This is a genomic window from Cohnella laeviribosi DSM 21336 (assembly GCF_000378425.1).
Lineage (GTDB): Bacteria > Bacillota > Bacilli > Paenibacillales > Paenibacillaceae > Cohnella > Cohnella laeviribosi.
Genome location: NZ_KB899824.1, coordinates 1 through 22,794 on the forward strand (window position 1 = coordinate 1; position 22,794 = coordinate 22,794).

Annotated in this window: 22 protein-coding genes and 1 rRNA gene; 1 reads left to right on the top strand and 22 read right to left on the bottom strand. The window is 58.6% G+C overall.

The window, feature by feature from the left end; genetic code table 11:
• The 22 genes from F560_RS0112275 to F560_RS0112380 form a co-directional block, all read right to left on the bottom strand.
• Positions 1-133, bottom strand: a 16S ribosomal RNA gene (locus F560_RS0112275); the annotation flags it as partial.
• Between the two features lie 316 nt (positions 134-449).
• Complete coding sequence (gene lysS / locus F560_RS0112280) at positions 450-1,952, bottom strand: lysine--tRNA ligase (protein WP_019006031.1); 1,503 nt, start codon at positions 1,950-1,952, stop codon at positions 450-452.
• 256 nt (positions 1,953-2,208) lie between these two features.
• Positions 2,209-2,685: a transcription elongation factor GreA gene (gene greA / locus F560_RS0112285; RefSeq protein ID WP_019006032.1), complete on the bottom strand. Its 477-nt coding sequence runs from the start codon at positions 2,683-2,685 to the stop codon at positions 2,209-2,211.
• A 257-nt stretch (positions 2,686-2,942) separates the two neighbouring features.
• On the bottom strand, positions 2,943-3,968 hold the full coding sequence (gene dusB / locus F560_RS0112290; protein ID WP_019006033.1) for a tRNA dihydrouridine synthase DusB: 1,026 nt from the start codon (positions 3,966-3,968) through the stop codon (positions 2,943-2,945).
• Positions 3,969-3,989: 21 nt separating this feature from the next.
• On the bottom strand, positions 3,990-4,475 hold the full coding sequence (gene folK / locus F560_RS0112295) for a 2-amino-4-hydroxy-6-hydroxymethyldihydropteridine diphosphokinase (RefSeq protein WP_019006034.1): 486 nt from the start codon (positions 4,473-4,475) through the stop codon (positions 3,990-3,992).
• 6 nt (positions 4,476-4,481) lie between these two features.
• A complete protein-coding gene (gene folB / locus F560_RS0112300) occupies positions 4,482-4,874 on the bottom strand; it encodes a dihydroneopterin aldolase (RefSeq protein ID WP_019006035.1) in 393 nt (130 codons plus the stop codon).
• Between the two features lie 5 nt (positions 4,875-4,879).
• The gene (gene folP / locus F560_RS0112305) at positions 4,880-5,740 is read right to left on the bottom strand and encodes a dihydropteroate synthase (RefSeq protein WP_019006036.1); all 861 of its coding nucleotides are present in this window, start codon (positions 5,738-5,740) and stop codon (positions 4,880-4,882) included.
• Positions 5,718-6,626 (bottom strand): aminodeoxychorismate lyase, encoded by a 909-nt coding sequence (pabC, locus tag F560_RS0112310; RefSeq protein ID WP_019006037.1) that lies wholly within the window; start codon positions 6,624-6,626, stop codon positions 5,718-5,720. Before pabC ends, folP begins: the two co-directional genes overlap by 23 nt.
• Positions 6,623-7,204 carry an aminodeoxychorismate/anthranilate synthase component II gene (gene pabA / locus F560_RS0112315; RefSeq protein WP_019006038.1) on the bottom strand — a complete coding sequence of 194 codons (582 nt, stop codon included), beginning with the start codon at positions 7,202-7,204 and terminating at the stop codon, positions 6,623-6,625. The genes pabC and pabA overlap by 4 nt, the downstream gene beginning before the upstream one ends.
• A gap of 18 nt (positions 7,205-7,222) precedes the next feature.
• Positions 7,223-8,812 (bottom strand): anthranilate synthase component I family protein, encoded by a 1,590-nt coding sequence (locus tag F560_RS0112320; protein ID WP_019006039.1) that lies wholly within the window; start codon positions 8,810-8,812, stop codon positions 7,223-7,225.
• A 139-nt stretch (positions 8,813-8,951) separates the two neighbouring features.
• The gene (gene cysK, locus F560_RS0112325) at positions 8,952-9,890 is read right to left on the bottom strand and encodes a cysteine synthase A (RefSeq protein ID WP_019006040.1); all 939 of its coding nucleotides are present in this window, start codon (positions 9,888-9,890) and stop codon (positions 8,952-8,954) included.
• 174 nt (positions 9,891-10,064) lie between these two features.
• On the bottom strand, positions 10,065-10,967 hold the full coding sequence (locus F560_RS23160; RefSeq protein ID WP_019006041.1) for a peptidylprolyl isomerase: 903 nt from the start codon (positions 10,965-10,967) through the stop codon (positions 10,065-10,067).
• 13 nt (positions 10,968-10,980) lie between these two features.
• Complete coding sequence (gene hslO, locus F560_RS0112335; RefSeq protein ID WP_019006042.1) at positions 10,981-11,859, bottom strand: Hsp33 family molecular chaperone HslO; 879 nt, start codon at positions 11,857-11,859, stop codon at positions 10,981-10,983.
• Between the two features lie 28 nt (positions 11,860-11,887).
• Positions 11,888-12,652: a type III pantothenate kinase gene (locus F560_RS0112340; RefSeq protein WP_019006043.1), complete on the bottom strand. Its 765-nt coding sequence runs from the start codon at positions 12,650-12,652 to the stop codon at positions 11,888-11,890.
• Entirely contained in the window at positions 12,649-13,548 is a 900-nt protein-coding gene (nadC, locus tag F560_RS0112345; protein ID WP_019006044.1) for a carboxylating nicotinate-nucleotide diphosphorylase, read from the bottom strand. The genes F560_RS0112340 and nadC overlap by 4 nt, the downstream gene beginning before the upstream one ends.
• A complete protein-coding gene (nadB, locus tag F560_RS0112350) occupies positions 13,541-15,157 on the bottom strand; it encodes an L-aspartate oxidase (RefSeq protein ID WP_019006045.1) in 1,617 nt (538 codons plus the stop codon). Before nadB ends, nadC begins: the two co-directional genes overlap by 8 nt.
• A 34-nt stretch (positions 15,158-15,191) precedes the next feature.
• Complete coding sequence (gene nadA, locus F560_RS0112355; RefSeq protein WP_019006046.1) at positions 15,192-16,130, bottom strand: quinolinate synthase NadA; 939 nt, start codon at positions 16,128-16,130, stop codon at positions 15,192-15,194.
• 254 nt (positions 16,131-16,384) lie between these two features.
• Positions 16,385-18,400, bottom strand: coding sequence for an ATP-dependent zinc metalloprotease FtsH (gene ftsH / locus F560_RS23165; RefSeq protein ID WP_019006047.1), 2,016 nt, complete (start codon positions 18,398-18,400; stop codon positions 16,385-16,387).
• A 99-nt stretch (positions 18,401-18,499) separates the two neighbouring features.
• Complete coding sequence (gene hpt / locus F560_RS0112365) at positions 18,500-19,039, bottom strand: hypoxanthine phosphoribosyltransferase (protein WP_019006048.1); 540 nt, start codon at positions 19,037-19,039, stop codon at positions 18,500-18,502.
• Positions 19,040-19,114: 75 nt separating this feature from the next.
• Positions 19,115-20,512: a tRNA lysidine(34) synthetase TilS gene (tilS, locus tag F560_RS0112370; protein ID WP_019006049.1), complete on the bottom strand. Its 1,398-nt coding sequence runs from the start codon at positions 20,510-20,512 to the stop codon at positions 19,115-19,117.
• Positions 20,513-20,577: 65 nt separating this feature from the next.
• Positions 20,578-21,495, bottom strand: coding sequence for a serine/threonine protein kinase (locus tag F560_RS0112375; protein ID WP_026298247.1), 918 nt, complete (start codon positions 21,493-21,495; stop codon positions 20,578-20,580).
• A complete protein-coding gene (locus F560_RS0112380) occupies positions 21,479-22,234 on the bottom strand; it encodes a vWA domain-containing protein (RefSeq protein ID WP_019006051.1) in 756 nt (251 codons plus the stop codon). The genes F560_RS0112375 and F560_RS0112380 overlap by 17 nt, the downstream gene beginning before the upstream one ends.
• 327 nt (positions 22,235-22,561) lie before the next feature.
• Between F560_RS0112380 and F560_RS25575 the strand changes: the two genes are divergently transcribed.
• Entirely contained in the window at positions 22,562-22,765 is a 204-nt protein-coding gene (locus F560_RS25575; protein WP_156828977.1) for a hypothetical protein, read from the top strand.
• Positions 22,766-22,794 lie beyond the last annotated feature (29 nt).

The window sequence follows — 22,794 nt, forward strand, 5'->3', positions numbered from 1 at the left end:
GGTTGCCTACGTGTTACTCACCCGTCCGCCGCTAACCTTCTCGGAAGCAAGCTCCCTCGAAGGTCCGCTCGACTTGCATGTATTAGGCACGCCGCCAGCGTTCGTCCTGAGCCAGGATCAAACTCTCCATAAAAGGTCCAACGGACCGGTTTATCGAAGAGCCGTTTGGCTCCAAATTCTTCTGGCTTGTCTCGCAAGAAAACTCTTGCTTGACGGTGTTTCGAATTACGCTCGATGTTCAGTTTTCAAGGAGCAATCGCTTGGCCCGAAGGCCTTCGCTTTCGCGCCGCCGTTCAGCGGCGACTCAAATAATATATCACGATCTATCCGCCTATGCAATACCTTTTTTAAAATTTTTTTGTGGGCAGATGATCATCCCCGATCTACCTTTCATATTGGCCATAATAAAGAAAGAAAGCCCGCTCTTGCGAGCGGGCTGCCGGCCACCCTTATTCTCCGCGCATATGCGGGAACAGCAACACGTCACGGATAGACGGGGCGTCGGTAAGCAGCATCACCAAGCGGTCGATGCCGATGCCGAGACCGCCGGTCGGCGGCATCCCGTATTCCAGGGCGCGGATGAAATCCTCGTCCATCTCGTGCGCTTCGTCGTTGCCCGCCTCCCTTTCGGCAAGCTGGGCTTCGAACCGCGCGCGCTGGTCGATCGGATCGTTCAGCTCGCTGAATGCGTTGGCATGCTCCCGCGCGACGATAAACAGCTCGAACCGGTCGGTAAACCGCGGATCTTTGTCGTTTTTCTTCGCAAGCGGAGAGATTTCAACGGGATGGCCGGTTACGAATGTAGGCTGAATCAGCGTATGCTCCACGAACGTCTCGAAGAACGCATTCAAAATATGGCCGACCGTCATGTGCGGCTCTACCTGCACCTTGTGCTCCTTCGCCAGACGATGCGCTTCCTCGTTGCTGATCGGAGCCGTAAAGTCGATGCCCACCGCTTCTTTGACCAACTCAGCCATCGAAACCCGGCGCCACGGCGGCGACAGGTCGACTTCCTGTCCTTGGTAGACGATCTTCGTCGTCCCAAGCACTTCCTTGGCGATATGGGCGATCATATTTTCGGTCAAATTCATGATGTCTTCGTAATCCGCATACGCTTCGTACAATTCGATCATCGTAAATTCCGGGTTGTGGCGCGTCGAAATGCCTTCGTTGCGGTAAACGCGTCCGATTTCGTACACTTTCTCCAAGCCGCCGACAATCAGCCGCTTCAAATGAAGCTCGATGGCGATACGCATATACAGCTGCATATCGAGCGCATTGTGATGCGTAATAAACGGACGCGCAGCCGCGCCGCCCGCAATCGCGTGAAGCGTCGGCGTCTCCACTTCCAGATACCCGAGATTGTCCAGGTACCGCCGCATCGACTGGATAATGCGCGAACGGGTAATAAACGTCTTTTGAACCTCGGGATTGACGATCAGGTCCACGTAGCGCTGACGGTAGCGCGTTTCGATGTCTTTAAGGCCGTGGAATTTGTCCGGCAGCGGAAGCAGCGACTTCGTCAGCACGTCCAGATCGCTTACTTTAATGCTGGTTTCGCCTGTTTTGGTTTTGAAGACGATGCCGCTGACCCCGATAATATCCCCGATATCAAGCAAATTAAACGCTTTGTACTTATGTTCGGGAACGGAATCCGCCCGCACGTAGATCTGGATTCTGCCGCTCAAATCCTGAATGTGGGCAAAGGAAGCCTTGCCCATCGAACGCTTGGTCATAATGCGGCCGGCTACCCGGACCTGGATATTCTGCGCCTCCAGCTCTTCGTTGGACAACGAATCGTAACGGCGGAGCAGATCGCCCGCGTGATGCGTCCGGTCAAACTTGACGCCGAACGGGTCGAGACCGAGCGCCCGCAGCTCGTCCAATTTGTTGCGCCGAATCTGCAGCATCTCGCTAAGCTCGGCCGCGTTTACCTGATGTTCCTCACTCATGCTTTTTCATTCCCTCCAGCCTGCGCCTTGCAACCCTCTGTTACGCAATTAAACGTCTTCGCCCGCATTTCGGAGGACGAGACGTTTAACGGCATTCCTTCATTACTATGAAGACAATTTCCCGAAGGACTGTGAACATGATGGTTCCGTCACAGAAAGTTAACATGCGTTTATAAAATTTCGGCAAAAAGCGGCCAACCGGCCGCACATGACGCCCGCGCTGACCGCCATCCGTTTGCGTTTTGCGCTCCGATGGTCACTTCTTGATTTCAACGATTTTGTAGGAAATGATGCCCGCCGGAACATTGACTTCCACGGTCTCGCCTTTTTTCCTGCCGAGAATCGCCTTGCCGACAGGACTTTCATTCGAAATTTTGTTTTGCAGCGGGTCCGATTCAGCCGTACCTACGATTGTATATTCAAGCGTATCCCCGAATTCCAAATCTTCGACGACGACCGTGGAACCGATTCCGACCGTATCGACGTCGATCTCGTCGTTATTGATGATTCGCGCATTGCGCAGCATCTTCTCCAGGGTGATGATACGCCCTTCGATGAAAGCCTGCTCGTTCTTTGCATCCTCGTACTCGGAGTTTTCGCTGATATCTCCATAACCGATCGCGACTTTAATGCGTTCCGCAACTTCGCGCCGCTTGACCGATTTGAGGTTTTCAAGCTCTTCTTCGAGTTTCTTTAACCCGTCCGGGGTCAGAAGGACTTCTTTCTCGGCCATCTCATCGATCTCCTGTCATATGGATATAATTTTCATGCGCGCTGCATGAACGGTCTGCTGCCATTTAAGTAAAAGGGTTTGGTACAGTCCGTTGCTATTCAAATATATGGCTGAACATCGCTGACATGACACCTGCTGCATGACATCCATAAACTCCGACAACCGTTCTGAGAGACGGTCGCGAGAATATTGGTTACGATTATATTTCAACCCCATAGAAATGTCAATTAGCGGAAAACCCTTCTATTTTTTAAATTTTAATGGACAAGCGTCTCGCCGGCGGATTCGCTTCCGGCTGGACGGGCAGCTTCCTCCTCGATCGTCCGGACGTATTCCTCCAGCCTTGCGGCCACAGCCGCGCGGGTCGTCATTTCCATAATTTCGTTTTTGACGCGGGCGGCGTCGGGCAGCCCCTTCAAATACCAGGCCAGATGCTTCCGCATTTCGCGAACGGCCTGTCCTTCGCCTTTCAGGTTCACCAGACGGTCCATGTGCAGCATGGCAATCCGAATCTTTTCTCTCGGCGTCGGCTCCGGGAGCAGTTCGCCGCGCGTCAAATAATGCACGGTGCGGTACAGCATCCACGGGTTGCCCAAAGCTCCGCGGCCGATCATCACTCCGTCCACGCCCGTATGCTTCAGCATGCGCTCGGCATCTTCGGGGGTAAAGACGTCCCCGTTGCCGATCACCGGAATGGATACCGCCTGTTTAACGTCCCTTATAATATCCCAGTTCGCTTTGCCGGTATACAATTGTTCCCTGGTCCGCCCATGCACGCTGACGGCCGCGCCGCCTGCACGCTCGACCGCCTGCGCGTTCTCCACCGCGTAGATATGCTCGTCGTCCCAGCCGATCCGCATTTTGACCGTAACCGGCTTGTCGACGGCGTCAACGACGGCCGATACCATTTCGTAAATTTTATTAGGATCGAGCAGCCAGCGGGCGCCCGCATCGCATTTCGTCACCTTGGGCACAGGGCAGCCCATATTGATGTCGATGATATCGGCATTCGTGTTCTTGTCGACGAACTTGGCCGCCTCGACCAGCGAATCCTTGTCTCCGCCGAAGATCTGCAGGCTGAGCGGCTTTTCGCGTTCGTCCACGTACAACATTTCCATTGTCCGCTTGTTGCCGTGCAGAATCGCCTTGTCGCTCACCATTTCCGCGCAGACGAGCCCGCACCCGAATTCCTTCGCAATGAGACGAAAGGCCGGGTTGCAGACGCCGGCCATCGGGGCCAGCACCACATTGTTGCTCATTTCGATATTTCCGATCTTAAGCATCGCTTTTCACTCCTTTCGGGCTTACCATTTCGCCCACAGCCGGATTCCGGCTTCTTTTAGCACACGATCCGTCAAAAACGAATTCCACGGAAAAGCCTCCGGCCCGTCCGCCCACACCTCGCGCAAAGGCACCAGCACGAACGCGCGTTCCTCCATGCGGGGATGAGGGAGCGTAAGCTCTTCCGTATTCATCTTTACCCCTTCGTACAAAAGCAAATCGAGATCGATCGTTCTCGGCCCGTACCGTATTTCCCGCACTCTGCCCATTTCCCGCTCGATGCCGAGCATGACGCGGATCAACTCGACGGGGGAAAGCGTCGTACCGAGCGCGACCGCCATGTTGAGAAAAGCGGGTTGTTCCGTATATCCGACCGGGTCGGTCTCATAAAGCGCGGAATGCCGCCGCACCTCGATGCCGGACGTCGCCGCCAGACGGCGGACCGCCTCGCGCAGCGACTGCTCCCGGTCTCCGAGATTGGCGCCCAACGCCGCGTAAGCTTCATACACGTATAATCAATCCTCTACAGGGACGATTTGGCCATCGCGATCCCGGCGCCTTCGCAGTTCGACCGTCACGCCGTCGAACTTGATATCGAAGGGCGGATGCGGCTTCGTTACCGAGACGGTAACTTCATGGATACTAGTATACGTTTCGAGCACACCAATGGCAATCCTGCCGGCAAGCGTCTCGATGAGCTTAACCGGAGGCCCTTCGACAATTCCCTTTACCAGCGAATGAACGTCCGCGTAATTGACGGTGTCGTCCACTTCGTCGCTCGCCGCCGCCCGGCTCAGATCCATCCGCATATCCAGATCGACGATAAACTGCTGGCCGAGCTTGTTTTCTTCCGGATAAACCCCGTGGTAGCCGTAGAACACCATCCGTTTGAGCGCCATGCGATCCATCCGTCTCAAGCCTCCTTCCGCCGTACGGCCTGGCGGTATACGATCGCATCGGTCATTTGGGCGATGCGCTTGTTCGCCTTCACGTCATGCACGCGCACGATCTGGCAGCCTTGCGCGATGCCCAGCGCCGTCGTGGCCCCCGTTCCTTCCACCACATCGTCCGCAGGCAAGCCGAGCGTATTGCGGATGAACGTTTTGCGCGAAGTGCCCAGCAGAACCGGATACCCCAGCGCCGTCAGTTCGTCCAGCCTGCCCATCAATTCCAGGTTTTGCTCATAGCTTTTGGCGAAGCCGATGCCCGGATCAAGCCATATCCGGTCGTCCTTTACGCCGGCTTCGCGCGCAAGGTCGATGCTTTGGCGCAGATCGTCAAGCACATCCGGCACAAAGTCGGCATAATCCGTGTCACTGCGGTTGTGCGTCACAATGACCGGGCAGCCGAACTCGGCGGCAACCGCGGCCATCTTGGGGTCTCCCTTCAATCCCCAAATATCGTTCAGGATATGCGCACCCGCCTCCAGCGCCCGGCGCGCCGTGTCCGCCTTGTACGTATCGACGCTGATCGGAACGCCGATACTGCCTGCCAGGGCGCGAATAACCGGCAAAATGCGGGCTTGCTCCTCCTCGGCCGACACCGGTGCGTGTCCCGGCCGGGTCGACTCTCCTCCGATATCGATCAAGTCGGCGCCTTCCTCGACCATCTGGCGCGCCCTTGCGACCGCATCTTCCACATTCAAATAACGGCCGCCGTCCGAGAAGGAGTCCGGCGTCACGTTCAGAATCCCCATCACCAGCGTGCGCTGGCCCAGTTCCAGCGTCAGCCCGTCATTAAACGTATACTTTCTAACATATATGGTCGGTTTCATGATTTTCGTCTCCTGCCTTCCCTATGGCCTGCCGGTACGCCGACATCAATCTGGCCGTCCACGGACCGCGGGCTTTCCATGCGCCGCTTGAAGCCGGACGGCCCTCCGCATCCTCCAATTTGTCGATCGGCACAATCTCCTGAATCGAATTGGTAACAAAAGCCTCTTCGGCCGCCGCCAAGTGCTCAAAGCGATACAAGCCTTCCCGCACCTCAAGCCCGAGCTGCGCCGCCAGTTCCATCACGTAATCCCGGGTAACGCCCGCAAGCGGCCCGGCCTGCAGGGCGGGGGTGTAAAGCACGCCGTCCCGTACCCAAAACACGTTGCTGACGATCCCTTCCGAAATATATCCCGATTCGTTCAAAAACACCCCTTCCGTGCCGGGCGCGGCGCCCGACGCGGACAGCTCCCGCTTCGCCGCTATATTATTCATATAATGGAACGATTTTAACCGGACGCCGCCTTCGGGCCCGCTGCGGGGCAGGCGAAGCAGCCGCAGCGTCTTGCCGGGCCGGGACGCCGGATCGTCCGGAGCCAGCGGCTTCATGTAGACGATTTCGCTCGGCTCCGGGTAATCGTCCGACGGCAAGCCGACCGGCCCCGTTCCCGCAGATACCGACCAGCGGACATAGGCGTCGCGAAGCCCGTTCGCTTCAAGCAGGCGCGCCACCGCCGCGGCCATTCGGTCCGGCTCCGGCCGATAACCGATGCCCAGCAAGCGGCACCCTTCGCCTAATCGCTTGGCGTGACGCTCAAGCAGCCAAGGCTTGCCTCCGTACGTCCGGAACGTTTCGAACAGCCCCATCCCATACAGAAAGCCGTGATCGTAGACGGAGATCACGGCTTCGTCGCTGTTCACCAAATGTCCGTTCAACAGCACCTTCATGCGCGTACACCGGACCGATAGGCGAGAAAATTGCTCAGCATTTTCAGGCCGCTGTCAGTCATGATCGACTCGGGATGGAATTGCACGCCTTCGATCGCGTACTCCTTGTGCCGCAGCCCCATAATCTCGCCGTCTTCGGTCTCCGCGCTGATTTCAAAGCAATCCGGCAGCGTCTCCCGTTTGACGATCAGGGAGTGGTAACGCGTTGCCGTAAACGGCGAAGGAATGCCTTCAAAGATCGTCTTGCCGTCATGGCGGATCGCCGACGTTTTGCCGTGCATCAGCTTGTCCGCCCTTACGACTTCGCCGCCGAACGCTTGGCCGATCGATTGATGGCCGAGACAGACGCCCAATATCGGAATTTCCCCTTTGAAGCGCTCGATAACCGCAAGGCTGATGCCCGCTTCGTTCGGCGTGCAGGGACCCGGAGAAATCAAAATATGATCCGGCTTCATGGCCGCGATACCGTCGAGATCGATCTCGTCATTCCGACGGACTTCGATTTGCTCGCCCAGCTCGCCCAAATATTGCACCAAATTATACGTAAACGAATCGTAGTTGTCGATCACCAAAATCATGGAGGCTCCTCCTTCGAATCAGACAAGTTCCCCGCTTGCGGCTTCAGGGTCTGCCCGATCCCAGGCCCCCTCCCCGTACTGCACCGCTTTCCAAAGCGCTTTGGCCTTGTTCAGGCATTCGTAAAATTCCCGTTCGGGATCGGAATCGATCACGATGCCGGCTCCCGCCTGGATATGGCATATTCCGTCCTTGACAACCATCGTGCGGATAATAATATTAAATTCCATATTCCCCGCATAGTCAATCCACCCGAACGACCCGGTATACGGCCCGCGGCGCACCGGTTCAAGCTCCTCGATGATTTCCATCGTCCGGATTTTGGGCGCGCCGGTAATCGTGCCTCCGGGAAAAACTCCCGCCAACACGTCGAACGCGTCCTTGCCCGCAGCCAGCCGTCCTTCGACCTGGGACACCAGATGCATCACATGCGAATAGCGCTCGACCGTCAACAGCTCCGGCACATGGACCGAGCCGTAGGCGGCGGTGCGGCCGATATCGTTGCGCAGCAAATCGACGAGCATTATATGCTCCGCGCGCTCCTTCTCGCTTGCCTTCAGCTCTTGTTCGAGGTTTTGGTCCTCCTCGTCCGTCCTGCCCCGCCTGCGCGTTCCGGCGATCGGTCTTGCGCTGATCCGGTCGCCTTCCAGCCGGATGAGCAGCTCCGGAGAAGCGGAGACAAGGCAAAAATCCGGAAACTTCAACAGTCCCATATAAGGAGAGGGGTTGAACAGACGCAGCCATTCGTACAGCTCCTCCGGACGCGAGCGAATCGGCCGGCTTTGGCGGAGCGACAAATTGACCTGGAATACGTCGCCCTGGCCTATATAGCGCTGAATTCGCCGGACGGCTTCCATGAAGGCTTCTTTGTTGAACGACGTGGCCAGTCCGGGAATCGCTTCGACGTCGATCTGCAAACTGCCGGATGCGATCGCCGCCTTCCGCGCGTCCGTCTCCCGCCGGGAATCCGCTTCTTTCGCAGCAGCCGTGATCCGGTCCCACAGCCGCTTCATTTCGTCCGCCCGGGCCGCCGCCCGCTCGTATGCCGCGCGCGCCCGGGCTTCGCCTTCCCCTTCCGGAAGCGGAACATGCACGGCGCAAAACAAAGCGGGTTCCCGATGGTCGATAATCCACAACTCATCGATGCGCATGAAGAGAAAATCGGGCAGCATCAGATCGTCGGCGGCCGTCTCCGGCAATCTTTCTAAAGAACGGGCCACATCGTAGCTCAAATAACCGACACAGCCGCCGATAAATTGGGGAACCCCCGCCGGCCTGGGCGCGCGATGACGCCCCATCCATTCCCGCAGCGCCTGCAGCGGCGCTCCAGTCCGTTCGGCTTCGGATGCGGGTTCCCTTCCCGCCTGAACGGCGACGAACCCGTCCTTGCCCCGAATCGTTTCGCTCGGGCGCAAGCCCAAGTAGGTGTATCGGCCCCCTTTGCCGCTTTCCAGCACGAAGGCGTGCTCGTCCGCCTGCTCCCAAGCGCCGCGCCAGACCGCAACCCGGTCCTCGCCCGCTTTCAGCGAATATTTTCTAACGTAAGGCAAACGATTGTAAACCCGCTCAGCCGCCCATTGCGCCCACTGTTCCCACGTTGTCGAAATCAACCCCGGTCCTCCGCTCTCACTTGTTGGTGCCCATAATTATACAAGATGAAGAAGCGTTGAACAAAGGCGGATTTCGGATTGCCAAAAAAGCCCTCGCGGCAAGCGAGAGCTTCTGGACGATCTATGGATGAAAAAACGATCAGTTTTCGAAATTGAACAGCGGCGTGCTCAGATAGCGTTCGCCGTTGGACGGAACAACCGCGACGACGCGTTTGCCTTCGCCCAGCTCTTTCGCGACTTTGAGCGCGGCATGGATCGCAGCCCCGGAAGAAATGCCGACAAGCAGGCCTTCCTTCTTTGCTACCGTACGAGCCGTCTCGAACGCTTCTTCGTTTTCGACCGTGATGACTTTATCGTAAATATCGCGATTCAGAATTTCCGGAATAAAGTTCGCGCCGATGCCTTGGATTTTATGAGGCCCCGGCTTGCCGCCGGACAAGAGCGGAGAAGCCGCCGGTTCGACCGCATAGATCTTGATGTTCGGGAAGTTCGCCTTGAGCACTTCGCCCGCACCCGTAATCGTGCCGCCCGTACCGATCCCGGCAACGAATGCGTCCAGCTTGCCGTCCAGAGAGTTGATCGCCTCCACGATTTCCGGTCCGGTCGTCTCGCGGTGAATTTTCACGTTCGCTTTATTCTTGAATTGTTGGGGCAGGAAATATTCCGGATGCTCGGCCGCGATTTCCTCGGCTTTCTTGACCGCGCCGTTCATGCCTTCGGAACCCGGCGTCAGCACCAGCTCGGCGCCGTAAGCGCGAAGCAGATTGCGGCGTTCCAAGCTCATCGTCTCCGGCATGACGATAATGACGCGATAGCCCTTGGCTGCGGCAACGAGCGCAAGGCCGATTCCCGTGTTGCCGCTGGTCGGCTCGACGATCGTGTCGCCGGGCTTAATGCGGCCTTCCTTTTCCGCTTCCTCGATCATGCTCAGAGCGATACGGTCCTTAACGCTGGAGCCCGGATTTTGGTATTCCAGCTTCACATAGATTTCGGCGCTTCCTTCCGGAACAACGCGGTTCAACCGAACGAGCGGCGTGTCGCCGATTAATTCGGTGACGCTTTGTACAATCCTTGCCATGGATACATTCCCTCCCAATGTATTCGGACGACCGGTTGCCGCCCCGCTTCTTAATCCGACTATTTCAGTCGGCATTTTCTGATTTCATCTTATCAACGAATGTTCGTATTGTCAATACTTACATAACGATTGCCGCGCTTCGCTGAACGAAAGGCGAAAGCCGTACTCCCGCCTTCACAGCTTCAGTTCGGGATCCCGGATTTCCGCCCCATACTTGTCCAGCAGCGCTTGTTCCAGCTCCGCCATCGGCTCCGCCCGGTCGAGCGCCAGCCGGCGCCTGGCTTCCTGGCGGGCCGCCTCGCGCCCCATGGCGGGCGTGTCCTTCCGTCCGGTGAGCATGACGATCTCGTAACCGGCTTCCGTTTCGATCGGTCCGGCGATCTGTCCGACCTCCAGTTCCGAGACGGCGTCCACAACGGCTTGATCGACAAACGGATCGCCTATTTCCATCCACCCGAGATCGCCTCCCTGGGACGCCGTCCAGCCGTCGACGGAAAATTCTTGGGCTAGCTCCGCGAAGTCCCCCCCGTCCTCCAGCTTCTTTAAAACCTTCTCCGCATCGTCGCGATTTTCGGTTACAATGTGCGAAAGTTGAAGCTCGGTTTTGGGCCCGAAATCCTCGGCGTGTTCTTTCAAATACCGATCGATTTCTTCGTCGGTCACGTTTACGGACATCGTGGCGATCCGTTCCAGTTTCAACCGGTACAGCGCGTCTTTGCGCACCTCGTCCCGGGTCAGGCCCAACTGCTCCCGCATGGCGGAAAAGTAGTTCTCCAAGCCGCCGTAGCCTTCGCTCAACCGTTCAAGTTCCTGCTCCACTTCTTCATCCGTAACGGCAATTCCGGCGGCAGCCGCCTCCTTGTCGACGGCGATCCGCAGCATAAGCGTTCTCAACGTCTGCGCGCCGGAGTTCGCAAGAAGCTGGTCGACCAGCTCCTGCCGTGTAATCTTCACATCCCCCACGGTGGCTACCGTATCGTTGCCCGGCTGGCCTGCCGTACAACCCGTTTCTCCCATCAGCACCCAGATGAGGGCGAGCAGAACGACCGGCGAATAGAGCCGCTTCGTTCGTCTCATCTCGATCAACCCCTCATTGCGCAGCCCGTTCGAACAACGCCTCGAGATAAGGACCGTCAAACCGGTACGTCTCATTGCAGAAATGGCAGTGAACCTCGGCATGGCCGTCTTCATCGATCAGCCGCCGCAGCTCCTCCTTGCCCATGCTGATGAGCGTCCGCTCCACGCGTTCTTCGGAACATTGGCATTGAAACTTGGGTTCGATTTCATCAAGCAGCCTCAGGTCGTCGCCGACCAAAAATTTCAGAATACCTTCGGGCGTTTCGCCTTGATCGAGCAGGGCCGTAACGGGAGGCATGGCCGCCACCGCCTTTTCCAGACGCGTCAGCTGCTCCTCCTTAAGTCCAGGCATCACCTGCACGATGAAGCCGCCCGCGTGAACGACCGAATTGTCCGTATCCACGAGGACGCCCAGCCCGACCGCGGACGGCGTCTGTTCCGAAAGCGCGAAATAATAGGTAAAATCTTCACCAAGTTCGCCGGAAATGAGCGGGACGCTGCCTTTGTAAGGTTCGCGCATTCCCAAGTCTTTGATCACGTACAAATAGCCTGTGCGGCCGACGGCTCCGGCCACATCCAGCTTGCCTTGGGCATTGCTGGGCAGATGCACGTGCGGGTTGTCGACATATCCCCGGACTTCGCCTGCGGCGTTGGCGTCGATCACGATTTGGCCGAGCGGCCCGTCGCCCTTGATTTGAATCGTCAGCTTTTCTTGACCCTTAAGCATGTTGCCCATCATCGCCGCAGCGGTTGCGGCTCTTCCCAGCGCCGCCGTTGCGACCGGATACGTATTGTGACGGCGCTGGAGTTCTCCGACGAGCGCCGTCGTCCTCGCGGCGAACACACGGATTCCGTCGTTCCAGGCCGTACCGCGAACCAGCTGGTCCTTCATCTCTCTTTGCTCCTTTGCCGATCTTTTCTTATTGATTGCGTTCGTAAATGATTCTTAACCCTTCCAGCGTGAGCATCGGATCGACCCGTTCGATCGTTTCCGATTCCCCCGCGATCAGTTCGGCCAGTCCCCCGGTCGCAATCACCTTGGCTTCGACGCCCTGCTCTCGGCGGATGCGGTTCACGATGCCGTCCACTTGACCCGCATAGCCGTAGATGAGCCCGGACTGGATCGCCGCAACCGTGTTGCGCCCGACCACGCGCTTAGGCTTGACCAGTTCGACGCGGGGCAGCTTGGAAGCCCGCTGGTACAAAGCTTCCGCGGAAATGCCGATGCCGGGAAGGATGACGCCTCCCAAATACGAACCGCTCGGATCGATGTAGTCAAACGTCGTCGCCGTGCCGAAATCGACGACGATAAGGGGAGCGCCGTAATGCTCGATTCCGGCGACCGCATTGACGATCCGGTCGGCCCCGACTTCCTTCGGATTTTCATAGCGGATGTTCAGGCCGGTTTTCATGCCCGGACCGACGACGAGCGGTTCGCGCCCGACGTATTTCCGGAACAGCCGTTCGAGCGTCGGCATGAGCGGGGGCACCACGCAAGCCAGCATGACGCCCTCGATATCCTCCACGTTCACGCCGGCGAACTGAAACAGGGTGACGATCTGAATTCCGTATTCGTCGACGGTCGCCGAACGGTTGGTGCTAAGCCGCCAATGCTGCTTGAGCGCCGCTTGATCGTAAAGTCCAAGCACGATATTGGTATTCCCGACATCGACAACCAGAATCACGATTTCGCCCCCTCTTTGATCTCGTTCAGATCGAGGCTGATGTCAAGCGCCTGGAACGAATGGGTCAGGCTGCCGACCGAAATAATGTCCACGCCGCTGGCGGCCAGCTCCCGGACGCGTTCCGGACGGACGCCGCCCGACGCTTCGAGCAGCACGTGCGGAGCGAGCTCGCGAACGCGGGCAACCGCCTCGCGCAGCCGTTCGGTGGGCATATTGTCGAGCATGACGATGTCCGCGCCGCTTCGGACGGCTTCCTCCGCCTGGGCGAGCGATTCCGCTTCCACCTCGATCTTCATCGTATGCGGCACGCGCGATTTGGCGGCCCGCACCGCTTCCGCGATGCCGCCCGCCGCTTTGATATGGTTGTCCTTGATCAACACGGCATCGTAAAGGCCGTACCGGTGGTTGTATCCTCCCCCGACCCGTACCGCGTACTTCTCCAGCGTGCGGTGTCCGGGGGTCGTCTTGCGGGTATCGGCGATCCGCACCGGGTACCCCTCCGCCGCATCCACATAAATCCGGGTCTGGGTTGCGATGCCCGAAAGCCGCTGCAGCAAGTTGAGCGCAAGCCGCTCGCCGGTCAGGATGCTGTGCGTGGAGCCTTCCACAACGGCAAGAACCGTCCCTTTTTCGAGACGGGTGCCGTCTTTTACTCTCGCTTCGAATTTCAGGCCGGGATCCACCGTTTCGAATACAAGCCGCGCAAGCGGCATGCCCGCCGCAATTCCGCTTGCCTTCGCATGAATAATGCCGCTTGAACGATGTCCTTCCGGCACGGTCGCCATCGTCGTCACATCGCCGCTGCCGATATCTTCGGCCAGCCAGGCGCGAATTTGCGACCGGATGGCTTCCACCGCCGGCCCTCCGACGCGAAAATCGCTTTCGCGCTCAAACATGCCCGACAACCTCCTCGCTGATCCCGCTCTCCCGATGCAAAATCGTATGTTTCTGCCAGCGAAGATCGTCCCGTTCGGGGAAATCCTCGCGATAGTGCGCCCCGCGGCTCTCCTCGCGGGAAAGCGCCGCCTCGGCCGTCAGCAGCGCGCACGTCAGCAGATTGGCGAATTCCAGTTCCTCGCGCTTTGTCAGCGCCGTCTGAAACAACGGTTCCTGCCGCTTCAATTCCTCGAGTCCTTTTTGCAGTCCGGCGCCGTTGCGCCTTAGCCCGACGTACCGCACCATAACCTTCTGCAGCTTCAAGCGGCGCTCGATGACCGCTCCCATCGGCCCCGCCGTCCGGTCCGTTTTGCAGCTTGTCCTCAGCTTGCCTTCGAGCGGAGTCAGACTCCCGATGCGCTCCGCGATCCGCCGCCCGAACACGATCGCCTCCGAAAGCGAATTGCTCGCCAGCCGGTTGGCGCCGTGAACGCCGGTGGACGACACTTCGCCGCAGGCGAACAACCGCGCGATGTTCGTCTCGCCGTTCAGATCGGTGCGGACACCGCCCATCATATAATGAGCCGCGGGCGCAACCGGAATCCAGTCGGCCGTCATATCGAGGCCGTAATTGAGGCAAAATTCATAAATATTCGGAAACCGGTGTTTGATCCGTTCCGGCGATTCATGGGTAATATCGATATACACGTACGTCGATTTGGTCGCTTCCATCTCGCTGACGATCGCCCTGGCCACCACGTCCCGCGGCGCCAGCTCCAGCTGCGGGTGATATTTTTCCATGAACCGTTCGCCCCGGATATTCCGCAGCACGGCCCCTTCGCCCCGCACAGCCTCGGAGATGAGGAATCGGGGCGCGCCCGGATAGCACAGCGAAGTCGGATGAAACTGAACAAACTCCATGTCCCGGATCACCGCTCCGGCCCGATAAGCCATCGCGATCCCGTCGCCCGTCGCCACTTCGGGATTGGTCGTGTAGCGGTACAGTTGGCCCGTTCCCCCGGTGCACAGCACGGTCGCCAGACCGCGGACGGCAACGCGCGCGCCGCCCGGCTTCATCACAAGCGCCCCGTGGCATTCCCCATCCTCGGTCAACAGATCGAGCGCGAAGTGGTCCTCCCATACTTCGATCCGGGAATCCGTCTTCACCTTCTCCGCAAGCGCGCGCACGATTTCATATCCGGTGGCGTCCCCGTTGGCGTGCAAAATGCGCCGCTGGCTGTGCGCGCCTTCCTTCGTCAACGCGAGCAGCCCGTTCTCTTCGTCGAATTGGGTCCCGTAGCGAATCAAATCCTGAACGCCCTGCGGGCCTTCATGCACGAGAACGTCTACGGCCTCCGGGTCGCACAGCCCGGCCCCGGCAATCAGCGTGTCCTGGCGGTGGAATTCGAACGAGTCCTCGTCGGAGATGACGGCCGCGATGCCGCCCTGCGCATACCGCGTATTGCTGTCGAAGAGCGATTTCTTCGTAATCATCAGCACCCGCTTGTTGCGCCGGCTTGCCTCGAGCGCGGCGAACAGGCCCGCGATGCCCGCGCCGATCACGATCACGTCGGTTTCGTAAACGGGCAGCGCATCCAAGTCGAAATCAACAATATAACGTGGAATCATGAACGGATACTCCTCATGAAGAAAGTAGCGCATGCTACTTCACTTGCAGCATGCGCATGAGCGACAGTCTGGCTTTATCGGCTACATCTTCGGGGACGTAGATTTGCGGCTGCATCGTCTCCAGGCAGCGGACGACTTTTTTGAGATTATTGACCTTCATGTTCGGGCAGACCAGGTATTTGGATGCAAAATGGAACGTTTTGTCCGGACTGTCAAGGCGAAGCTGATATCCCGTCCCGTCTTCCGTTCCGACAATGAATTCTTTGCAGTCCGATTCCCGGCAGTACTTCAAGATGCCTGTCGTGCTTCCGACATAGTCGGCCATCGCCACCACTTCCGGACGGCATTCGGGGTGCACGACGAATTGGGCGTTCGGGTATTTGGCCCGCATTTCCACGACGTCCTTGAGCGTCAGCATGTCATGCGTGTTGCAATACCCTTCCCAGATGATCATCTTTTTGCCGGTTTGCTGCTGCACCCAGTGGCCCAGATTTTTGTCCGGACACCAGATGATTTCTTCCGCGTCGATGGAGTTGACGACCTTCACCGCGTTGGACGATGTGCAGCAAATATCCGTCTCCGCCTTTACATCGGCGGATGAGTTAATGTAGGTCACCACTTTGGCGTTCGGATGCTTGGCTTTCAGCTCCCGAAGTCCGGCCGGGTTGACCATGTCCGCCATCGGGCAGCCCGCGCGCTCGTCTGGAACAAGCACGATCTTGTTGGGGGCGAGAATCTTCGCGCTCTCTCCCATAAAATGGACGCCGCAAAATACGATCACGTCGGCATCCGTCTCGGCCGCCTTTTGGGCGAGCAGGAACGAATCTCCGCGAAAATCTGCGACTTCCTGTATTTCATCCCGCTGATAATAGTGAGCGAGAATAATGGCGTTGCGTTCTTTCTTTAGTTGAAGCAGCCGTTCGCGAAGCTCGCGGTTCTGCTCCGCTCTGCGTTCCAGAGCTAAGGCTTCCATGGCGGATTCTCCTTGGTTAAATTTGTGAATATAAGCACAAAGTATCGGTCAAGCTTCCTATAGTGTGAACAAAATGCGTCCGTTTCATCGGGTTCGACACAAACGGTTCACCAACTAATTTACACTCGCGGCATAAGGCTGTCAATGAAAGTTGGGAAAAAGACGCTGTCCAAAAAAATGAATAATAAGAAAAGAAACCTCCCGCCCCCGCGAAGTTTCGCGTTGGGACTGAAGGTTTCCGTCCGGGATTCGGGTTACGATTTCGGTTCGTCCGAACCGTTGTCGTCCACGCGCTGATCCGGCGGCGTCGGCGTTGCCGCTTCACCCTCGCGGGTCTGAATGCGGACGCGGACATTGCCGCCGAGCGTATCGATATTCGGGTCGGCCGTGGACTCCGCCGAGCCTTCCGCAGAACCGCTGCCGTCCGACGATCCGTTGAGGTCGCCTTTCTCAAGAAGCCTCTTGATTTGCTCCAGCTCGAGCGTTTCTTGTTCGAGCAGCGTCTTCGCGAGCAAGTGCACCTCTTCGCTCTTTTCGGTCAGCAGCTTTTTCGCGCGTTCGTAGCAGCTTTGGATGATCGACCGCATTTCCTGATCGATCTCGTACGCGATTTTGTCGGAATAATTCTGTTCGTGCCCGAGATCGCGGCCGAGGAACACTTGGCCTTGGCTTTGGCCGAACTGCATCGGCCCGAGCTTTTCGCTCATGCCGTACTCCATAATCATGCTGCGCACGATGCTGGTCGCCTGCTTGAAGTCGCTGTAAGCGCCGGTGCCGATCTCGCCGATAAACAGCTCTTCGGCCACACGTCCGGCGAGCAGCCCGGTGACTTTGTCCAGAAGCTCCTGCTTCGTCACAAGCATCCGGTCTTCCTTCGGCAGCATGATGACGTAGCCGCCCGCGCGTCCGCGCGGAATGATCGTCACCTTGTGCACCATGTCGGCGTGCTCCAGGAAGTAGCCGACCACCGTATGGCCGGATTCGTGATAGGCCACGATCCGCTTCTCGCGCTCGCTGATCACGCGGCTCTTCTTCTCCGTGCCGACGATGACGCGGTCGATCGCTTCGTCGATCTCGGCCATATTGATCTCTTTCTTGTTCTTGCGTGCGGCGATAAGCGCCGCTTCGTTCAGCAGGTTCTCCAGATCCGCGCCGGTAAAGCCCGTCGTGCGCTTGGCGATCGTGTCCAGCCGCACGTCCTTGCTCAGCGGCTTGTTGCGGGCGTGAACCTTCAGGACGGCTTCGCGTCCCTTCACGTCCGGACGGTCGACCGTAATCTGACGGTCGAAGCGGCCCGGCCGCAGCAGCGCCGGGTCCAGAATGTCGGGACGGTTCGTCGCCGCGATGATGATAATGCCTTCATTCGCGCCGAAGCCGTCCATCTCGACGAGCAATTGGTTCAGCGTCTGCTCGCGCTCGTCGTGTCCGCCACCGAGGCCCGCGCCCCGCTGCCGGCCGACGGCGTCAATTTCGTCGATAAAGATGATACAGGGCGCATTTTTCTTGGCGTTCTCGAACAAATCCCGGACGCGGGACGCGCCGACGCCCACAAACATTTCGACGAAGTCCGAACCGGAAATGCTGAAGAACGGCACGCCGGCTTCGCCCGCCACCGCTCTGGCGAGCAGCGTTTTACCGGTGCCTGGCGGCCCGTTCAGCAGGACCCCCTTCGGAATCCGAGCGCCCAGCGCGGCGAATTTGCGCGGGTCTTTGAGAAACTCGACGACTTCCACAAGCTCCTGCTTCTCTTCGTCCGCCCCGGCGACGTCCTCGAAGGTGACCCTTTTCTTATCTTCATTATAAAGACGCGCCTTGCTCTTGCCGAAGTTCATGACCTTGCCGCCGCCGCCCTGCGCCTGATTGATCAGGAAGAAGAACAGGATGAACATGATCACGAACGGAATGATGGATGTCAGGAATGTGAGCCAGAAGCTCTGAGTCTTCATTTCTTTGAAATGAACGATGGCGCCTTTCTCGACAGCCATGGCCGCAAACTCGTCCGCAGCTCTATCGGTAAGCATGATCCGGCCAGCGAAGGCATCGCTCTTCCGGTCGGCTGGTCTTTCCTTGTAATGACCGGTAACCAAATACGTGCCGTTATCCGCCTGCAGCTGCAAGTCTTTGACGTTTCCCTGCTGCACGACGGCCAGAAGTTCGTTATACGTAAGTCCTTCCGTCGTCTCGTTCTTGCTGATAAAAAACTGAACGATTCCGACGGTCACCAAAAAAATAAGCAAATAAAAGCCTGTGTTCCGGATGATCCGATTCATCCCTGACCTCCTCTCGACACGCTTACATCATTTTACCATAGCCTGTCTGAGCATCACAACAAAATCAGCCTGCTCTTCAAGGCGGTCATCAGCGCATCCTTAGCTCGAATACACTTCGGGTTTCAGCACGCCTACAAAGGGCAAATTGCGGTATTTCTCCGCATAGTCGAGCCCGTACCCGACCACGAAGGCGTCCGGAATGACGAAGCCGGTGTAGTCGGCATTCAAATCGACCGTGCGGCGTCCCGGCTTGTCGAACAGGGCCACGACGCGAACGGACAGGGCGTTCCGGCGCTCCAGAACGTCCATGATGTAGCTTAGGGTCAGTCCGCTGTCGATGATGTCTTCCACGATCAGAACATCCCGGCCTTCGACGGAAGTGTCCAGATCCTTGACGATCCGGACTTCCCCCGACGAACGGGTGGAATTGCCGTAGCTAGATACGGCCATAAAGTCCAGCCCGATCGGCACCGTGATGTTCTTGGCCAAGTCCGCCATAAAAATAAAGGCGCCCTTCAGCACGCAGATGACGAGCGGATTGCGCCCTTCGTAATCGCGGCTGACGGCGGCACCCAACTCCTTGACTTTTTCCTGAATCTGTTCCTCGGTGAACAAAATTTCTTGAATGTCGTTCAGCAAAAATAAATCCTCCCGATCCGATTTAATACACGGTATGATAACGTTACTCCGTTCATGTCGCCGTTTATTGGCGATCTACCGGAGCTCTTCGACGAAAACCCGAACCGTCTTTCGGGTCCCGGCGTCCGGAACGGCGTGCCGCGAACGGCGCAACCCCGGAATCCACAAAATCCTGCCGTCCGCATCCGCCAGCAAAGGCACCGCATCCCGGAGGGAACGCGGAATTTTGGCGTCAACGAACATATCTTGCACTTTTTTGGAGCCTTTTAATCCGAGCGGCTCAAGCCGGTCACCGGGCCGGCGGCTGCGAATCGTCAGCGGAAACCGCAAGGCGGCCAAGTCGAAAAAAGCCTCCCTTTGGCTTTCCGCAAGCGAGGAGCCGCTTTCGTCCAGCGATCGCAAACGAAACACAACCTTTGCCTCCGGCACGGCGATGTCCGCATCCGGACCGGATACGGCATAGGCAAAGCCCGGCCGAACGGAAGGCTGGGGACCGAGGTAAGCCTCATCGTATTCGCATGCGACGATCCAGCCGCCGCCGATGTCGGCGCGATACCCTGCGGTACGTTCCGAAGCGATCGCCTGGGCAACCACTTCCACCTGCCCGAAGTCGTTCGCGTTTTCAAGACAGCTTAATATTAATTTAATCATTCTGCGTTGTAAAGCGACGTGAAGGCTGCGAAAACGCCGCCGGTCGATCAGCCAGCCTTCTTCCTTGCGAACCGCCGATTCCGCGAGCGCCTTGCCGGCTTCGGCTTCCATATACTCGTTCTCCGCCGCCGCCAGCTCCGACAGCCGAACAAGCGCCGCGCGAAGCTGCGGGTTGTACTGCTCCAGCATCGGCAAAAGATCAAGGCGGACCTTGTTGCGGAAATAGTCGCGTTTGGCGTTGCTGCTGTCCACGGCATGCGGAACCCCGTTTCGCACACCATATTCAAGCAGCTCACGTTTGGTTATACGCAGCAAGGGCCGAATGAGTTCCAAATCTTTTTCGCGGCGGCGATAGGGAATTCCTGCCATGCCCCCGATGCCGGTCCCCCGCAAAAATCGCATCAGCACGGTCTCGGCCTGATCGTCCGCATGATGGCCGAGCGCGATCGCGCTCGCCCCGTTCCGGCGGGCCACCTCGCGCAAAAACGCGTACCGCTTCTCCCGGGCTGCCGACTGCGGATTCAAACCCGTTGCGGCGATATAAGCGGGAACGTCGATCGCCGCCGTCTCGCAGGCCACTTGCCAGCTTCGGGCGACTTGCTTGACCAGCTCTTCCTCGGCGTCCGACTCCTCCCCGCGAAACCGGTGGTTTACATGCGCGGCCACGACGCGGAAGCCGTCGGTTTCCGCCATCGTCTTGAGCATATGAAGCAACGCCATGGAGTCGGGCCCGCCGGAAACGGCCGCTACGACCGTTTGGCCTGGGGCTCGCCAGATTTCTTCGGAGGTCTCTTCCATGACCCGGAGCAAAAGATCGTCCATTGTCTCTCCCCCCGTCCGCAGGCGCTTTTCGTCTTTCTTCTTATTGATGGGCCGTGAAGGCCAGCCTACCGAAGCAGCCAGTATGCCGTTACGGATACGAATAGAATGAGCGAGACCGCGAACAGGCCGGCCATCCAGCCAGGCACGCCGGATTTGTTGCCGGCCTGGCGCTGCTGCGGCTGCTGAAGCAGCCGCCAAGCCTCGCAGGCCTCCTCCGTATCCCGGAATCCTCCCGCCAAAGCCCGCTCCAGCCACGACTCGAGCGGCTTCAGCAGCCGGTTCGTGCGGACGAGCGTCATCAGCTCGCGCGGGTGCCGGTTTTGCGGCAGCAGCGTCCGGCTCAACTGTACAAGGCGCTTGCCGTCCAGGACGTGAATCCAGAGCATGGCGACGGCGAACCAATCGTAAGACGGCTCGGCCGTCCGGCTGCCCGCCGACCAGAAGCCGCGGTCGTACAGCTCGGTAAACTGCCGGACGCCGCGGCCCATCGCCGTCGTGCCGCCGTAATCGACCAAGCTGACCCGGCCGTATTGGCCGACCAGAATGTTGTCGCTCTTCAAATCGCCGAAAACCCAACCTGCCGCGTGCAGCTCGGAAAGCCGCTTCAGCAGCCGGTAGCCGATGACGCCGACCCATTCCTCCCCGTATCGGCGTATGTACGTCTTAACGGGCATACCCGGAACATACTGCATCGCGTAAAAAGGAAGCACCCGTTCGCCGGCCACGGCGTCGTCCACATCGAGCAAGAAAGGCGAGCGTCCCCGCTCCCGCTTGTCGAGCGAGGCGAGGACGTTCGCTTCGGCCTGCAATTCCGCAGGATCCTGGCCGATCTTGACGGCGCATATCGATCTTCCCGACGCAGCGAGATACACCTGTCCGTTCGAGCCGACGCCAAGCAAACGCCGCAGGGTGTAGCTTTTGCCATTCCATTTCCCGCGCAATACCGTTCCCGGCGGCAAACGGGATTCAGACGACGTAGTCACTCCGCACCTCAACGCTATCGTCCCGCTTTATAGGCGAGGGTGTTTGTACAGGTTCTATCATGATATTACCACAAGTCTCCCGGAAAAACTCCAACACATGGAGCAAAGCCGGTCCCGTCGGCGTCGTTCCGCGCATTTTCAGCTTGCCGGTCAGCATGCGGAGGCGATCCGTCCCGTGGGTCCAATCGCTGTCCATAACGCAAGGCTCGTCCGTCGCATCGCCGGGAAAATGGAACACCGCCACCATGCTCTCGCCTTCTCGCGCCTTAAGGCTCAAAGCGAGATCGCGGATCGCCTCCTCCACCGAGGGCAGCTTCGACCTCATGCTCGCGCTGGCGTCGACCAGAAGGGCGACACGCAGTTCGGCCGTTTCTCCGATATCCTCCATGACGCGCACGACTTCCGCCCTTTTGGCGGGCGGCAGCTCCGCCACCGACTCCACGCCGAACAATTGCCGCAGCTCGTGGTTGACGGCCTGCTGAACGGTGGCCGCTACCGTTTTGCGCGTCATCATCTGCACCGTTCCGGACAGTTGCCGCGACGTTACGATGCGGCTCATGCCGCCTCCGGCCCGCGCGATCTCCGCGATTTCGGTCGCCCCCTGCTCGCCGATGGCGCCGTCATCCACGACGCCCGCAACATTGACGACGATGCCTTCGGCGTAAGCTTGAGCTGCCGCCACGACCGGGCTTTCCCCCACGTTGGAACCGCCGTCGGTAATCAGCAAGATCTGCTTCAAACCTATCACTCCTCTTCTCTTGGCTCTATCAACATTGTGGCCAACAATTGCTAGGTTTAACCCCGGCTTCAAACGCGGCCGAAGGCGGAACGGAAAGGGGCAAGTCCGAGGAGATGGGTCTTGGGGAGCCTGGGGCAAGGGCCTTTGCGGGAACGGTCCGGCAATCGAGCCGGTCGGACGGCCTTACGGGAGCAGAACAAAAAGCCCATCCGCGTGCGGGCGCGAATGAGCAGGAATCCGCTCCGTTGGCCGTTTGCCTTGGGGATTGGCGGCAAAACGGCCAACGCGTTATTAGGCCAGGTGGATTCGAGGGGATGGCAAAGGGGAGTGAGCGGAGAGGGAAGAGCGGGCCCAAAGCGGGAAACGGACGAGGAGCGGCTTCGTCCCTTCCGCGTAACCCGGCTGCGTTCAGCCGGGCTTCTTCAGGGCCGGTTCGGCGTTCCGGAACGGTTCGGCTTTTGCCTCCGGGCGGGAACGGTCGACCGTCCGGCGCATGGCCTCGCTCCCCGTCTTTCCGGTTTGCGCGGGTAAGGACCGACGTATGGGCGCTATGGCCCCGG